Origin of the sequence: Protofrankia sp. CiP1_Cm_nod1 (assembly GCF_920888515.1) — a bacterium.
GTDB lineage: Bacteria > Actinomycetota > Actinomycetes > Frankiales > Frankiaceae > Protofrankia.
Map to the genome: position 1 here is coordinate 15,409 of NZ_CAKKTM010000196.1, position 15,315 is coordinate 30,723.

General features: G+C 71.1%; 11 protein-coding genes. 3 read left to right on the forward strand and 8 right to left on the reverse strand.

What is annotated here, in order from left to right; genetic code table 11:
• Nucleotides 1–168 precede the first annotated feature (168 nt).
• The 4 genes from NBX02_RS09120 to NBX02_RS09135 all read right to left on the reverse strand — a co-directional run bounded on the left by NBX02_RS09120 (nt 169) and on the right by NBX02_RS09135 (nt 5,381).
• The gene (locus NBX02_RS09120) at nt 169–1,203 is read right to left on the reverse strand and encodes an LLM class flavin-dependent oxidoreductase (RefSeq protein ID WP_250282475.1); all 1,035 of its coding nucleotides are present in this window, start codon (nt 1,201–1,203) and stop codon (nt 169–171) included.
• Nucleotides 1,203–2,543 (reverse strand): NtaA/DmoA family FMN-dependent monooxygenase, encoded by a 1,341-nt coding sequence (locus NBX02_RS09125; protein WP_250282477.1) that lies wholly within the window; start codon nt 2,541–2,543, stop codon nt 1,203–1,205. The genes NBX02_RS09120 and NBX02_RS09125 overlap by 1 nt, the downstream gene beginning before the upstream one ends.
• Nucleotides 2,544–2,696: 153 nt before the next feature.
• Complete coding sequence (locus tag NBX02_RS09130) at nt 2,697–4,346, reverse strand: ABC transporter substrate-binding protein (protein WP_250282480.1); 1,650 nt, start codon at nt 4,344–4,346, stop codon at nt 2,697–2,699.
• Nucleotides 4,347–4,736: 390 nt separating this feature from the next.
• Complete coding sequence (locus tag NBX02_RS09135; RefSeq protein ID WP_250282482.1) at nt 4,737–5,381, reverse strand: TetR/AcrR family transcriptional regulator; 645 nt, start codon at nt 5,379–5,381, stop codon at nt 4,737–4,739.
• Between the two features lie 207 nt (nt 5,382–5,588).
• Between NBX02_RS09135 and NBX02_RS09140 the strand changes: the two genes are divergently transcribed.
• Nucleotides 5,589–7,052: an MFS transporter gene (locus NBX02_RS09140; RefSeq protein ID WP_250282483.1), complete on the forward strand. Its 1,464-nt coding sequence runs from the start codon at nt 5,589–5,591 to the stop codon at nt 7,050–7,052.
• 74 nt (nt 7,053–7,126) lie between these two features.
• On the opposite strand, the gene NBX02_RS09145 is transcribed toward NBX02_RS09140, so the two are convergent.
• Entirely contained in the window at nt 7,127–8,068 is a 942-nt protein-coding gene (locus NBX02_RS09145; RefSeq protein WP_250282484.1) for an alpha/beta hydrolase, read from the reverse strand.
• 709 nt (nt 8,069–8,777) lie between these two features.
• Between NBX02_RS09145 and NBX02_RS09150 the strand changes: the two genes are divergently transcribed.
• Both NBX02_RS09150 and NBX02_RS09155 read left to right on the forward strand, forming a co-directional pair.
• Nucleotides 8,778–9,374 carry a TetR/AcrR family transcriptional regulator gene (locus tag NBX02_RS09150; RefSeq protein ID WP_250282487.1) on the forward strand — a complete coding sequence of 199 codons (597 nt, stop codon included), beginning with the start codon at nt 8,778–8,780 and terminating at the stop codon, nt 9,372–9,374.
• An 810-nt stretch (nt 9,375–10,184) separates the two neighbouring features.
• A complete protein-coding gene (locus tag NBX02_RS09155; protein ID WP_250282489.1) occupies nt 10,185–10,925 on the forward strand; it encodes an AfsR/SARP family transcriptional regulator in 741 nt (246 codons plus the stop codon).
• Nucleotides 10,926–11,085: 160 nt separating this feature from the next.
• On the opposite strand, the gene NBX02_RS09160 is transcribed toward NBX02_RS09155, so the two are convergent.
• The 3 genes from NBX02_RS09160 to NBX02_RS09170 form a co-directional block, all read right to left on the reverse strand.
• Nucleotides 11,086–12,576 (reverse strand): FMN-binding glutamate synthase family protein, encoded by a 1,491-nt coding sequence (locus NBX02_RS09160; RefSeq protein ID WP_250282491.1) that lies wholly within the window; start codon nt 12,574–12,576, stop codon nt 11,086–11,088.
• 167 nt (nt 12,577–12,743) lie between these two features.
• Nucleotides 12,744–14,360: a carboxyl transferase domain-containing protein gene (locus NBX02_RS09165; RefSeq protein WP_250282493.1), complete on the reverse strand. Its 1,617-nt coding sequence runs from the start codon at nt 14,358–14,360 to the stop codon at nt 12,744–12,746.
• A 444-nt stretch (nt 14,361–14,804) separates the two neighbouring features.
• Entirely contained in the window at nt 14,805–15,032 is a 228-nt protein-coding gene (locus tag NBX02_RS09170; protein WP_250282495.1) for an acyl carrier protein, read from the reverse strand.
• Between the last annotated feature and the right edge of the window lie 283 nt (nt 15,033–15,315).

A 15,315-nucleotide genomic window follows, 5' to 3' on the forward strand; every position in this document is an offset into this window, starting at 1 on the left:
CAGCGGCCGGGAAGGCCGCCCAGAGGGCAGGAGAGTCCCTGCGAGTGCTCATGGATGAGAGCTCCGATTTTCTTGATCACATTTTTTGGTCGGCTGGGACGGCACACCCGTCACGCCGTGCTCCTGGCCGGTGGAGCCGCCGCGTCCACCGGTCAGGGGTTCGCTCGCTCAGCGGCTCACCGGCGCCGGACACAGCCCGACGGCCACGGCCAGCCGCCGGACGGACTCCCGGCGGTCCTCCGGGCTGTGGATGTTGGAGATGGCCATCACCTCGTCCACCCCGCTCGCCTCGACGAGTTCGGCGAGCCGGCCGGCGACCCGGTCGATGCCGCCCACCACGTCCCCCCGCAGGTCGACCTTGTCGCGGGCGACGAGCTGGGCGTCGGTGAGCCGGCTGGTGCGGGCCAGCGCCTGCTCGACGGACTCGAGCGGGCGCGGATCGCCGCTGAGGTAGTCGAGCACGGCGAGCCGTTCGGGGGCGGCCAGCGCCTCCCCGTGCTCGTCGTCCTCCCCGACCCAGATCCGGGTGGCCAAGATCGCCAGCGGCCGGTCGCCCTCCGCCACCGGGGTGAACAGCACGCGATAGCGGCGCAGCGCCTGGACGGCCACGTCCGGATCCTGGTTGACGCAGAGGAAGGCGTAGCTCAGCCCGGCGCGCGCCGCGAGCTCGGCGCTGCTGACGCTGGAGCCGAGCAGGAACACCGCCGGCAACGGCACACCGGCCGGGGACGCGACGAGCTCCCGGTACGGGTCGTCCGGGTCCAGCGGCACCCGGCCGCCGACGCCGAGCAGCTGCCGCAGATGCTCGCCGAACCTCTCGAGCGCGTCGGGGGTGCGCAGCAGCGCGTCGCGGGTGGGGTCGTCACCGGTGCCGGTGGAGCGGCCCAGGCCCAGGTCGATCCGGCCCGGGTGCAGCGCCTCGAGGGTCCGGAACTGCTCCGCGACGTGCAGCGGCGTGTGATTGGGCAGCATGATGCCGCCGGAGCCCACCCGCAGCCGGCTGGTGCGGTCCGCGATGTGGCCGATGAGGATCTCCGGGGCGGCGAAGGCCATGTTGCGCACCCCGTGGTGCTCGGCCACCCAGAACCTCGTGTAGCCGAGCTCCTCGGCCAGCTGGGCGAGCTCGACCGAGTGGCCGATGGTCCGCGCCGGGCTGGTCTGCGCGGAGACCGGGCCCTGGTCGACGAGGGAGAGGGCGACCATCACAGGGCCTTCGCCAGCGGCCGGCGGGTGGCGACGTCCGGTATCGGCAGCCCGTAGTGCTCGCGCAGCGTCCTGCCCCGGTACTCCGAGCGGAACAGGCCGCGGCGGCGCAGGACCGGCACGACGTGGTCCACGAAGGCCGGCAGGCCGTCGAAGGTGACGTCCGGCATGAGAGTGAAGCCGTCCACGACGCCGGAGGCGAACCATGCCTGGATCAGGTCGGCGATCTGCTCGGGGTCGCCCACGGCCACGACGTGGCCGCCACCGCCGCCGCGCCGGATGACGTCCCGTACCGTCTGCCCCTCCAGTGCGCGGCGCGCGGCCGGGCGGGCGTGGCCGCGGACGGCGTGCAGCCTGCCCCGCAGGGCGGGTGGCACCGGCCGGTCCAGCTCCAGGTCGTCGGGGTTCAGCCCGAGCTGCGCGGCCAGCCCGCGCACCGCGCCGCGGGTACCGGACAGCTCGTCGAGGGCCTGGCGTCGTTCGAGAGCCTCCCGCTCGGTGCCGCCGACCGAGGTGACCAGCCCGGGCAGGAAACGCACCGCGTCCGCCGGGCGGCCGAAGGCCGCCGCCCGGGACCGCACGACGTCCAGCTCGTCACGGGCCGTGTCGATGTCGACCACGGCCGTGAACATCGCCTCGCCGGTGCGCGCGGTCAGCGTGCGCACGTCGTCGGAGACGCCCGCGTGGTAGAGCACCGGGTAGCCCTGCTCGGACGGCGGGAGGCTCAGCGGCCCCCGCACGCTGAAGAACTCGCCGTGGTGGTCGATCGGCCGGATCCTCGACATGTCGGCGTAGAGCCCGGATGCCACGTCGGCGACCAGCGCGTCCGGCGCCCAGCTGCGCCACAGCTCGAGCACGATCGCGACGAACTCCTCGGCCCTGGCGTAGCGGGCGCGGCTGCTCGGCTCGTCCGCGACGAAGTTGCCGGCGACACGGGGGCCCGAGGTGGTCACCGCGTTCCAGCCGGCCCGGCCGTGGCTGATCAGGTCCAGCGCCCGGAACCGGCGGGCGATGTTGAACGGCTCGTTGAACGTGGTCGAGGCGGTGCCGACCAGCCCGATCCGTTCGGTGACCACCGCCATCGCGGTCAGGATCAGCGTCGGCTCGAGGCCGTTGAGCTGCGGATAGTCGTCGATGTCGGCGTGCAGGCCCGGGACGTCCGCCAGGAAGATGGAGTCGAGCCGCCCACGCTCGGCCACCTGCGCCACCTCGAGATAGCCCTCGATGCGGGAGAACGCCAGCGGGTCCGCGCCCGGCCATCGCCACGCCCCCGGATGGTGCCCGGCCGCCACCGGGTGAACGCTCAGGTGCAGTTCGCGTCCACCCAGATCTGACGACATGCGTTCCTCCGTCTCTCGCGGGACACACCACGGGTACCGTACGGATGCTGGCAGCAGGTTCTAAAGCGATCCTTGAGTGAGGCCGGCCGGCCTGTGACCGCTCGCGTCCGGTATCAGCGCGAGCGGTCGCGGGCCGGCCGGCGGCCACGGGCGTCAGCTCACCCAGACCTCCGACAGCGTCGGCAGGTTCCCCGCTCCCAGCGCGAAGCCCTGCACCCGCTCCTGCACGCCGTAGGTGCGCTTCGACACGAAGGTCGGCAGCACGTACGCCTCGGCGAGGACCTTGTGCTGCACCTTGCCGTACAGCACGTTCTGGCCCGCCACGTCGCGCGTGCGCAGCGCCTCGTCCAACCAGCCGTCGACCTCCGGGTCGTTGACCCTGGCGGCGTTCGCCCCGCCGACGCCCGGCAACTGGCTGGAGTAGAACAGCGTGCGCAGTATCGAGCCGTCGATCGCCGACGGCGAGCCGGATCCCAGGTGGTAGTCGCCCGTGGCAAACGCCTGCACGATCGACGGGGTGTCCAGCGGGCGCAGGACGACCTCGAAACCGACCTGCTTGACCGCGTCCTTCAACGCCGTGTGGTAGTTGCGCTGCTCCTCGCTGGTGAAGGAGGCGGCAAAGGCCAGCGTCACGCTCAGCCGCCGCCCGTCACGAGCCCGGTAGCCCTCGCTGTCGGTCGCGGTGAAGCCGGCCTTCTCCAGCAGGCTGATCGCGCGGTTCCTGTCGTAGCCCCAGATCCCCTCCACCGACTTGTCGTAGCCCGGGGTGGACGAGGTCAGCACGGACCGGCCGCTGCTGTAGACACCCTGGAAGAGGCCCTGTGTGATCGCCTCGGTGTCGACGGCGGACTGGAACGCGACGCGCACGTCCCGGTTGTCGAACGGGGCCCTGGTGGTGTTCAGCGAATAGGTGAACGGTGACCCGACGGTCTCGCGGCTGACCAGCTTGATGCTCGGCTGGGTGCGCAGCTGCGCGAGCCTGGTGGCGGGGATCTGGTCGGCCACGTCGAGCTGCCCCGAGGTCAGCGCGCCGACCCGGGCGGCGTCGTCGGCGAGGAACTGCACGACATACTGGTCGAGGTAGGCCTCCCCGGGGTGCGACGCCGACGCCGGCGCCCAGCGGTAGCCCGGGCGGCGGGTGAACACGGCGTTCTGCCCCGGGGTGAGCGACGAGGACACGAACGGCCCGGTGCTCACCAGGAACTTGCCGCCCGAGGTGATGTCGGCCGGGTTGGCGCGCAGCACGGCGGGCGAGTGGAAGCTCAGGTATGGGCTGCTCAACGCGCCGAGCAGCGGCGAGTGCGGTGACTTCAGGTGCACGACCACGCTGAAGTCGCCGGTGACCTCGGTCCGGTCGTAGGGGCCGAGCAGGGTCTTGGAGTTCCGGGACTTCGTCGCCGGATCCACGATGTGGTCGAAGTTGGCCTTCACCGCCTCGGCGTTGAACGGGGTCCCGTCGTGGAAGGTGACGTCGTCGCGCAGCTGGAACGTGTACCGCAGGCCGTCGTCGGAGATCTCCCAGGATTTCGCCAGCCACGGCTCGAAGGTGCCGTCCGTCTTCTGGTACACCAGCGAGTCGTACACGGCGCGCAGGATCAACGACGACAGCGTGGAGACCGAGACGTGCAGGTCCCAGCTGTCGGGCTCGGCGGTGGTGGCGAAAGTGATGCTGCCGCCGCTCTTCGGCGTCCCGCCGGTCCCGCTCGGCGAGGAGTCCTCCCCGCAGGCCACCAGGCCTGAGCCCAGGCCGAACACGGCCAGCGAGCCCACCGAAAGGGTGAGAAAACTCCTGCGGGAATGCATGGGAACTCCGTTTCGTCGAAAAAATACGTCGAGGCATTTCCGGGCCTGGTGGCGTGTTCGGAAAATGTCGTACCCGGAAATTCCGTCGGACGGTCCGGGCTGGTACGGCCGGTTTCGTGCGCATGGCCGGGCCGGCTGGTGCCGGGCGGAGTTCGACGGCGAGTGCGGGCCGCTGGTGCCTGTGCTGCCCGTGGTCCTTCCCACCGGTGTCTGTGCGGTGTTGCCGGCGTCCGCTCAGGGGTAGCCGACGGTCACCGGCTGTGCGCCAGGACGCGGTTCCCGGGCGCTGTTCTCAGCCGTATGCCCATGTGGCCCCACCGACACAATCGCGCTCCCTCACGCTTCCACCAGCCAAGAGGCTCGGACGGAATGGATTGTGGCAGCAGGGCTCTAAAGCGGGCCTTGGGCCGAAGCAGAACCATCCGGGCCAGTCTGTCCGGCACTGTCAGTGACAGCGGCGTCCAGCAACAGCTCCAGCATCCGGGTGCTGCCGTCCCGGCCGGCGGGCGAGCGCTCCCGCACCCAGGCGGCGGCGCTGATGACGCCGAACAGGTCCTCGGCGGTGAAGCCCGGCCGTACCCGCCCGGCGGCCTGCGCCGAGCGCAGCAGGCCGGCGCCGCACTGGTACATGTCGGTGCACGAGCCGGACAGGGCGCCCTCGCCGTGCCGGCTGCGCGTCAGCAGCCCCATCAGCCCGCGGAAGGTGCTGCAGTACCGCACCGCCTGCGCCGTCCAGTCCCGCAGGGCGGCCAGGGGGTCGCCGGTCACGGCGGCCTCGTCGGCGAACGCGATCAGTGCGTCGAGGCCGTCCCTGGTCGCGGCCTCGATCAGCGACTCCCGGGTGGGGAAGTGCCCGTACAGGGTGCCGATGGCGACCCCCGCCCGGGCGGCGATCTCCTCCAGAGGCGCCGCGGAGCCCCCGGCCTCGAAGGCCTCGCGCGCCGTGTGCATGATCGCTTCGTGGTTGCGCCGGGCGTCCGCCCGGCGTGCCCTGCCGGCGGGAGCGGGCCGTTCCTTCGGGGGCTGCTCGCTCACCGCTCTGTCCCCCACGGCTCTGTCCCCCAGGGCTCTGTCCCCCAGGGCTCTGTCCCCCAGGGCTCTGTCCCCCACGGCGCTATCCCCACGGCGCTATCCCCCATCGGAGACCTCCGGCTTGACAAGTCGAGGCTGGCTCATATTATCAGGCCGAACTCGTAAGGTGAGCCACCCTCAAAATAATCCCCGTCCGCTCCAGGAGGCATCGTGAGCACCGAAACCGGTTCCAGTACGACCACGACGGGTGGTGGTCCGCCCAGGGCATGGGGGCTCGTGCTCGCCGCGATCGTCGGTGCCGAGTACCTGCTGCAGCTGGACGGCACGGTCGTGAACGTGGCGCTGCCGCAGATCCAGGCCCGCTTCGACGCCGGCATCACCACCGGCGCCTGGATCCTCAACGGGTTCTATCTCGCCTTCGGCGCGCTGCTCCTCGTCGCCGGACGACTCGGGGACGTGTTCGGCTACCGCCGGGTGTTCCTCTTCGGTATCGGCCTGGTGGCCGTCGCCTCGCTGGTCGCCGGTCTCGCGCAGGACGTCGCGGTGCTGCTCGCCGGCCGGGTGCTGCAGGGAGCCGGGGCGGCGCTGGCCGGCCCCAGCGCGCTGGCGCTGCTGACCATCCTGTCCGAGGGGGAGCGCAGGCAGCGGGCGTTCGGCCTCTACTCCACCGTCACCGCGCTCGGCTCGGCATCCGGCATGGTGTTCGGCGGGCTGCTGACCTCGGCCGGCAGCTGGCGGTGGAGCATCCTGGTGAACGTCCCGGTAGCCACGCTGATCCTTGTCGTCGCCCTGCGCGTACTCGGGACCCACGACGCCGTCCGCAACCAGCGTTCGCTGGGCATCCCCAGCGCGGCCCTGGTGACCGCGGCACTGACCGGCGGTGTGTACGGCCTGGTCCACGCGGCCGACAGCGGCTGGCGGGACGCGGGGACGATCGTCTCGCTGGCGGCCGCCGTCGTGCTGTTCGCGCTCCTGCCGGTGGTGGACTCCCGTTCCGCCGAGCCGCTGCTGCCAGGCCGGATCTTCGCCCACCGGGACCGGCTCGGCGGCTTTCTCAACCTCACGCTGCTGGCCGCGGTGCTGGGCAGCTTCCTGTTCTTCCTGGCCCAGTACCTGCATGCCGTGCTCGGTCTGAGCCCGGTGCGGACCGGGCTCGGGCTGCTGCCCTTCGCCATCTCGATCCTGCTCAGCGCCTCGCTGATCACCAAGCTGGCCAGCTCGATCAGTCTCAAGGGCCGGGGCGTGGCGGGACTCGCGGTGGTCACGGCCGGCGTGGCCTGGCTCAGCCAGGTGGACGACGGCGCCGGCTACGCCTCCTCGGTACTGCCACAGATCATCGTCATCGGGATCGGCGTCGGCCTGGCCATCGTCCCGTTCAACGTCGTCATCCTCTCCAGCGCCGGCCCGCAGGACACCGGTATCACCGCCGGGATCGTGCAGGTGGCCATCACCGTCGGCGGCCTGATCGGCATCGCCGTGTTCCTGCTGCCGTTCACCCAGGGCACCGGCAGCGCGGTGGACCACTTCGCCCGGGTCTTCACCTGGCTCACCGTGCCGGCGGTCATCGGCATCCTGGTGTCCCTGGGGTTCTGGTTCGGCCCCGGCCGCGGCCGGGCCCCGGCGGCCGTCGACGCGGTCCCGGCCACCCCGGCGACAGCCGACACGGCCAGCTGAGGCCCGGCCGGCCGAACCCGGCCGGCGCTGGGGCACGCCCCGGGCCTCCTCCCGGCCCGGGGCCGCCGGCGCGGTCAGGCCTGGAAGAGCGCTTCCCGCAGGACGGCCGGCACGGTCTGCGTGATCCGCTGACGCAGGCCCGGCCCGACATCACCGCCAAGGCCGTGCGTGGCACCCGGATAGTGGTGCAGCTCGACCGGGACGCCGGCCTGGATCAGGCGGAAGGCGAACAACAGGGCCTCGTCACGGACCGCGTCGAGCTCACCGGCCGCGATGAAGGTGGGCGGCAGGCCGGCGAGGTCGCCCGCCCGGGCCGGGGCGGCGACCGCGGGCACGTCGCCCGCGACATCACGCAGATAGGCGGCCCAGCACTCCCGCGCCAGCCGTGGGCTGAGGTGCTCCGGCCCCCACCGCCTGCGCATCGAGGCGGTGTCGGCCCGGTCGTCCAGCGAAGGCGTGACCAGGTGCAGCAGGCGGATCGCGGGGCCGCCGTGGTCGCGTGCCGCGAGAGCCACCCCGGTGGCCAGCGTCCCGCCCGCGCTCACCCCGCTCAGCGCGATCCGGGTGGGATCGATGCCGAGCTCGGCTGATTCGGCGGCCATCCAGCGCAGGACGGCGAGGCAGTCGTCGAACGCGGCGGGGAACGGGTGCTCGGGCGCGAGCCGGTAACCCACCGAAATCACGACCGCGTCCAGCGTGACGGCCAGCGGCGCGACCAGGAAGTGCACCATGTCGATGCTGCCGATCACCCAGCCGCCGCCATGAATGTAGAGCACCGCCGGCAACGCGGACGTCTGGCCGCGGGGCGCATAGCGGCGGACCGGCACCCGCAGGCCCGACACCGGGTCACATGCCTCCAGGTTGCGCATGTCCAGTGTCCCGGTGCCGGGAAGCGGTTCCGGTTCCGCCAGCGGCAGGCGGCTTGACGCACCCCTGTTGGCGAGCAGCTCGGCTACCGTGCTCTCCACCGGCTCGACCGATGTACCCGCCGCAGGCTCGGCCGGGGTACGCGTCACTGGTTTTCCTCGCTGCGGGCATTCATACCCGTGTACGCCTCCCAGCGGCCGGATGTGAAAAGCGTTCCGGCAAAACTCCGGGCCATCGTTTCCTACCGGTGCTCGGCTCAGGCCGTCGACCGGACGAGTTCAAACATGGTGTTGGGCGCCTGGAAGACCGCAGCCGGGGCGGACGCCTTCACCCTTCTCCGAAGCTCACCGCGGTGTCAGTATATCGGTCGCCGGCCCGGAGCCGTTCGTCACCGTGAAGGCCGGTCCGCTGGCCGCGCTGGCGGGGGTACTTGCTGAGGCAGGCCGTCGCCGTGGCCTGGACCGGGGCACCGACGGGCTGGCCCAGCGGCTGGCCGAGCCTGGTCCCGGCCCGGTACCGGACACCTGGATCGGCGTCACGGCGGACCGCCGCATCATCGCGTCACCACTGACACGGAAGTTATGGCGCCCAGAATTCCGGTCGGCTCTCACCCGGTCTGCCCGGATGCGTCGAGTAAAACAATTATTTATCTACAAGCAGTCAATGTTGAGCCTACCGTCCGTCATGTCAGTGTCAGGTAAATGCGGACGGTAACCACTGGCCGGTCCGGGCGTCAGGCGGCAGCGGCTCCGGAGGAGGCCGTCGGAGGCGAACCCGCCGCCTGTGCGGGCCGCAGTTCATAGGCTCAGCGAAGGAGTCTGGTCGAACCAGGGAGGTTTCGCATGGGTGGCGGGGCGTATGAGTGACCTGACGCAGGCCCCCGGACGGCCGATGCGCTCCCACGCACGGCGCAACCGGGAGCGGATCCTCGCCGTGGCCAGGGAGGCCATGACCAGCCAGGACGACGAGATATCCCTCAACGAGGTGGCCCGGCGCGCGGGTGTCGGCATCGGCACGCTGTTCCGGCACTTCGCCAGCCGGGAGGCGCTGCTGGAGGCGCTGGTGCACGACCGCACCGCCGCCATCTGCGCGGAGGCGGACCGGCTGCTCGAGTCGGATGCCCCGGGTACCGCCCTGATCACCTGGCTGTCCGATCTGGTGGCGTACGTGGCTACCTATCGTGGTGTTGCCGCCGCGCTGCTCAGCGGGCCCCGCGACGCGCGGTCCGCGCTGCACCACTCCTGCCGGAACGTGGACGACGCCGCCGCGGCGCTGCTCACCCGGGCCCAGCGGGCCGGGGAGGTCCGCGCGGACATCGGGGTCGACGAGGTGATCGCCCTGGTCAGCGCCATCGCCTGGGTCCGGGAGCAGGCACCGGAGCGCGCCGGCCAGCTGGAGGCGCTGATGTCGGTCATTGCCACCGGCCTCCGGCTACCCGGTGTAATGGATTTCTGACTTACTCGGCTCTTGCAAACTGGAGTGTCACACCGGTACGGTGCGGACGTCGACACACCGGGCTGGCTGGGAGGACGCGGCGAATGAGGTACGGCGCCACAGCCCGTTCCCGCCGGTGTAATGCCGGCCATTCGTACGCCGCCCCGGAGCCGCAGGCCGCAAATCTGTTCCGGCGTCGCCACGTCGACTTCGGCACGGTGGTGAGCGCCTCCTGTCCAGCGGCATATCTCCTCCTGCCGCCGAGCCGCCCCCGCGACGCCCGCCGATAATCCGGCCCCTTTCAACGGCGGACCCATGCCGTGGATCCTTTCCTCCGTGTGCCGAACGGGTGTGGAATTGGGGAATTTTCACCACGATGCCCGGTGATCTTCTCTTCCGGCCCGCGGACGGGCCGGCGTACCCGCCGCTTGCCTCCCGCACCGGCCGTGAACGCGAGATCGTGTACGTCGCTGGCACCGGCCGGAAGAACAAGGAGCCGGAAGAACAAGGAGATCGCCGACGAGCTGAACCTCGGCGCACGGACCACCGGGCCGCCTCTGACCCCATGCCCGCCGCACGCCCGCAGGTCCCCTCCCCGGCGGCCCTGGCCCGGCTGGCACCGCGCACCCGCCTCGGCGACGTCACACGGCGCAGAATTCCAGGCATGAATAAGAAACAATGTGTCCTCCGTTACCACTTCCAGGCCGAGAATTCGTGAACGGATATGGGGTTCCTCCGATGCCGGGAGTGGATGAGTATGTGAGACTGGGCGGAACGGGGGCCAGCCGGCTGCGGCCGGCGAAATCCACTCGTCTGCGGAGGTCTGATCCCATGTTCCAGTTGCTGGGCCCGTTGCGGATAATTGAGAACGATCGGGTGGCGTCCATCAACGCGCGGAAGGTGGCGACTCTTCTGGCGGTTCTCCTCATAAAGGCGAACGAGGTGGTCTCGACGGAACAGCTCGTCGCGGAACTGTGGGGTTACTCACCTCCGCGCCGGGCCGTCGCGGGCCTGCACGTCTATGTTTCGCAGCTGCGCAAGTTCCTCGCCGCCAACGGCCGGGACTGCTCCGGCCTGGTGACCCGTTCACCGGGCTATCTCATGCGCGTCGGCCCGGACGAGCTGGATCTGCTGGAGTTCCTGCGGCTGCTCGACGACGGGCGGGCGGCATTCCGGGTGAGTGACTACGAGTCGGCCTCCACCTTCCTGACCAGCGGGCTGGAGCTGTGGCGTGGCCGGGTCCTGGAGGACCAGCGCGGGGGCGAGATCGTCGACGGTTTCGTCGCCTGGCTCGACGAACTGCGGCTGGAGTGCTACGAGAATCTGGTCGAATGCGACTTCCGGCTCGGCCGGCACCGGGAACTGGTCGGTCTCCTGCGGAATCTGGTCACCGAATATCCGCTGCACGAGGTGTTCTATCGCCAGCTCATGCTGGCCCTGCACCGCAGCGGCCGGCGGGCCGCCGCGCTGCAGGTCTACCAGCGCGCCCGGCACACCATTGTCGCCGAACTCGGCCTTGAGCCGGGCCGCGCCGTACGCGAACTGCACCAGGCCATCCTGGTGGACGACTGAGCCCCGCTCGACAAATGGGGCCCGCTCGGCGGCTGAGTCCCGCTTGGCGGACTTGTCCCCGCCAAGACCGCCAGAGCCGCCGTGGCAGCCGGGCGGCAGTCCGCGTCACCAGCCGCGTCCCCCTGGAGCGATTGCTGGAGTGATCGCCCGAGCCGCGTCGTCACACCACCCGGCCGTCCGGCTTTTTCGGGCCGCGGGCGCCGGTGGTGTCGAAGACCTCGCTGGCGGGCCGGGAGCCGAAGTGGCCGTCGAGGATCTCGAAGGAGCCGAGGGTGACCAGGGCCGGGTGGCTGACGGCGCAGGCGTGCGCGAGCCGCAGCAGGTCGTGCCGCAGCCCGCTGACGTAGTTGGCGACCCGGGCCGCCTTGTCCTGGGGGTCGAGCCCGCGGGTCAGCCAGCGGGACTGGGTGGCCACCCCGGTGGGGCAGTGGCCGGTGTGGCAGCGCTGCGCCTGGATGCAGCCCAGGGCCAGCATCGCCTCCCGGCCGACGTTGACCAGGTCGCAGCCCATGGCCATGGCCAGCAGCGCGGTCTCGGGGAAGCCGAGCTTCGCCGAGCCGACGAAGACGGTCCGCTCGTCGAGCCCGGCGGTGGCGAAGATGGCGTGGACCCGGCTGAAGCCGAGCTTGAACGGGAGCGCGACATGGTCGCTGAAGGCCAGCGGTGCCGCGCCGGTGCCGCCCTCGCCCCCGTCGATGGTGATGAAGTCGACCCCACGGCCGGTGGTCACCATCCGGTTGGCGAGGTCCTCCCAGAAGCCCAGCTCGCCCACGGCCGACTTGATCCCGACCGGTAGCCCGGTCGCCGCGGCGATCTCCTCGACGGTGTCGAGCAGGCTGTCCACGTCGCTGAACGCCGAATGGGTGGACGGGCTGACGCAGGTCTGCCCGGCCGGCACCCCCCGGATGCGGGCGATCTCGGGCGTGACCTTCGCCGCGGGCAGGACGCCGCCGAGGCCGGGTTTCGCCCCCTGACTGAGTTTGATCTCCACCGCGCGGATCGGGTGCCGGTCGACAAGCTCCACCAGGCGTTCGAGGCTGAACCGGCCGTCGGGTGTGCGGCAGCCGAAATAGCCCGTGCCGATCTGGAAGACCAGGTCACCGCCGTGTAGGTGGTGTTCGGAGATGCCTCCTTCGCCGGTGTTGTGCAGGCAGCCGGCGATGGCGGCCCCCTTGTTCAGGGCGGCGACCGCCGGTGCGCTCAGCGCGCCGAAGCTCATCCCCGAGATGTTGACCACCGATGCCGGCCGGAACGCGCGGGCCCGGCCGCGCGCCGCACCGAGCACCTTGCGGCATTCCAGCCGGTCGTCGTCGGGTGCGGGCGCCGGCAGCGGGAAGACCGCCGGTTTGACGATGAGGTAGTTCGCCGACAGCTCCAGGTCGTTGTCGGTGCCGAAGCCGAAGCTGGCGTTGGCCCGTTTGGCCGTGGCGTACACCCATCGGCGCTGGTCGCGGCTGAACGGCCGCTCCTCGTCGTTGCCGGTCACGATGTACTGGCGCAGCTCCGGGCCGACATCCTCCAGCAGGAAGCGCAGATGCCCGATGACGGGAAAGGTGCGCAGGATCGAGTGCCGACGCTGCAGGACGTCGTACAGCGCCACCACGCACACCAACAGGAGAATTCCGAACGCCACCCAGCCGACTACTGCCATACCCCCATTGAACTCGCGGCCGTCGCTGCTACCAGCCCGGGGCACCCGTTTGTTTCAGCCCGGAGCACCTGTATCCGGTGGTCACGGCTTCGCCCACACCACCGAACCACACCGCTGCCACCTCGGTGGCCAGGGGCGGTAACAAGGGGATCATTACCGGGAGGCCGTCACAAGGGGATGTTGCCGTGGCGGCCGCGGCGGGCGGGCGCGTCGGCGAGGACCTGCGCGATGCGCCGGCGGGTGTCGGCGGGATCGATGACGGCGTCGATGACACCGAGGGCCAGCCCCCGGTCGACCCCGCCGGCGGTGCGGGCGTGGTCGTCGACGAGCCGGGCGAGCAGCGCCGGCCGCTCGTCGTCGGACACCGCGGCCAGGGCCCGGCGGTGCAGGATGCCGACCGCAGCCTCGGCGCCCATGACGGCGACCTCCGCCTCGGGCCAGGCCAGGACGGCGGTGGCGCCCAGCGAGCGGGAGTTCATCGCGATGTACGCCCCGCCGAAGGACTTCCGGGTGACGAGCGTGACGCGCGGCACCGTGGCCTCCGCGAACGCGTAGAGCAGTTTGGCGCCGCGGCGCACCACCCCGTCCCATTCCTGGCGGACGCCCGGCAGGTAGCCGGGAACGTCGACGACCACGACCAGCGGGATACCGAAGGAGTCGCACATGCGGACGAACCGGGCGGCCTTCTCGGCGCTCAGCGAGTCCAGGCAGCCGCCCTTGCACAGTGGGTTGTTCGCGATGACGCCGACGCTGTGGCCGTAGAGACGGCCGAGCCCGACGACGATGTTGGGCGCCCAGCGGGGCTGCAGCTCCTCGAAACCGTCGCCGGTGGGGTCGTCGTCGACGAGCCGGCGCACCAGCGGCCGGACGTCGTAGGCCCGCCGCGGCCGGTCCGGCAGCAGCGCCCGCAGATCCTCACCGGCGTCGCTGGCACCCACCTCGGCGGTGCCGACCGTGCCGGTGCCGGGGCCGCTGACACTGAGCGTACTGGCGCCGACCTCGATGGTGCCGACCTCCATGGTGGCGCTGATCTCGTCGGCGCCGGGCTCGGTCCTGGGCCCGGGGAGGGCGGCGGCCAGGCCCCGGCCGACACCAAGGTCGAAACGGCCCGGGTCGGCGAGCAGGGAGGCGATCCGGCGGGCCCGCTGGTAGGCGTCCCGCTCGGAACGGGCCAGCACGTGGACGACACCGGAGCGGCGGCCGTGCGCGTCGGCGCCGCCGAGCCCCTCCATGTCGATCTGTTCTCCGGTCACGCTGCGCACGACGTCGGGGCCGGTCACGAACACGCGACCGGCCGGCGCCATGATCACGACGTCGGTCAGCGCCGGCCCGTACGCCGCACCGCCGGCGGCCGGCCCGAGCACCACCGAGATCTGCGGTACCCGGCCGGATGCGTGGATCATGGCGGCGAAGATCTGGCCGATGCCGTCGAGCGCTTCGACACCCTCGGCGAGGCTCGCCCCACCGGAGTGCCACAGCCCGATGACCGGGCTTGCGGTGCGGACCGCCTCGTCGATGGCGGCCACGACGTGCCTGGAACCCTCGGCGCCGAGCGCCCCGCCCATCCGGCTGCCGTCCGTGCAGTAGCCGATGACCGGAATGCCGTTGATCCGGCCACGCCCGGCGAGCACGCGGCCGCTGCCGGTGGCGGGGAACGATGTGAACGAGTCGGGATCGAACAGGTGGGACAGTCTGCGGCGAGGATCGCGGACGTCCTGCTCGGGGATGCTGACGCCGACCCCGATGCTGACGCCGGCCCGTGTGCCGTTGGCTACCTCTGTCATTCTTGCCAAGATTCCGGTCCGCTCTAAAGTTTTCCTGTACGCCACCGCGACCGGTGCGCACCGGCATCCGGACGCGGCTCAGGGAACGTCATACGGTCTTTGCCGTGGTCGCTCCGCCGGTAATCCGCCGGAACGGGGCCGTGACAGGCCACGGAAACGCGTGGGTGTAACCGTCCGTCCCGGCAATTCCCGGCCGGCGCTGGTTCGTGGCGGCGGTGCCCGTCCGGTCGGTGGACGGCTTGCGCCCACTGTCGAAGCCCCGACGCAGGCTGTCGAAGCCCCGACGCGGATCCGGTGAACCGCGGGACGCGGGCACCAGCGCCGCCCGATGTGGTCCGGCGCCAATGAAATCCGCTGGGCCCGGGTGAACCCCGCTGGGCTCAGCGGACCGGTGGAACGCGCTGAAACCCGGTGGAACCCGGTGGAACCCGGTACGGTGGTGCTCTACCGGCCGGTGGTCAGCGCGTAGAGCCGCTCCAGACTCGTCGCCTCCAGGACGTCCGGCAGGGACAGCCGCTGCCCGGTCGTCCGTTCCAGGATGGTCGCGAGGGTGAGCAGGTGCACCGAGTCCCAGCCGGGTATCTCGTCGAGTTCCCTGCCGGTGTCGGTGGTCGACACCGGCAGGCCCAGTTCGTCGCGGACGAGCGCGACCAGGTCCTCGATGCTGTCCATCCGTCGTCTCCGTTCGTCATCGGCCGTGGCCGGTGAAACCGGTGAAACCGCGTCCCACATCCTGTGGGGCGATCCTTGGACGGCACTAATTCCGCTGTCAGCACCAGCACTAACACCAACACTCGGCGGTCGGCGCAGGCCGGTCCCACGCTCCTGGGTCTTCGAGGCGCGTCATTGTGCGACAGCCCGGCGACGGCGTCCAGGTCACAAGAATCACATTTCCTGAACCAGCCCGACGTCAGCGGTCGCAGCACTAGCGGAACTTTAGTTTCCGCTTTAGTAC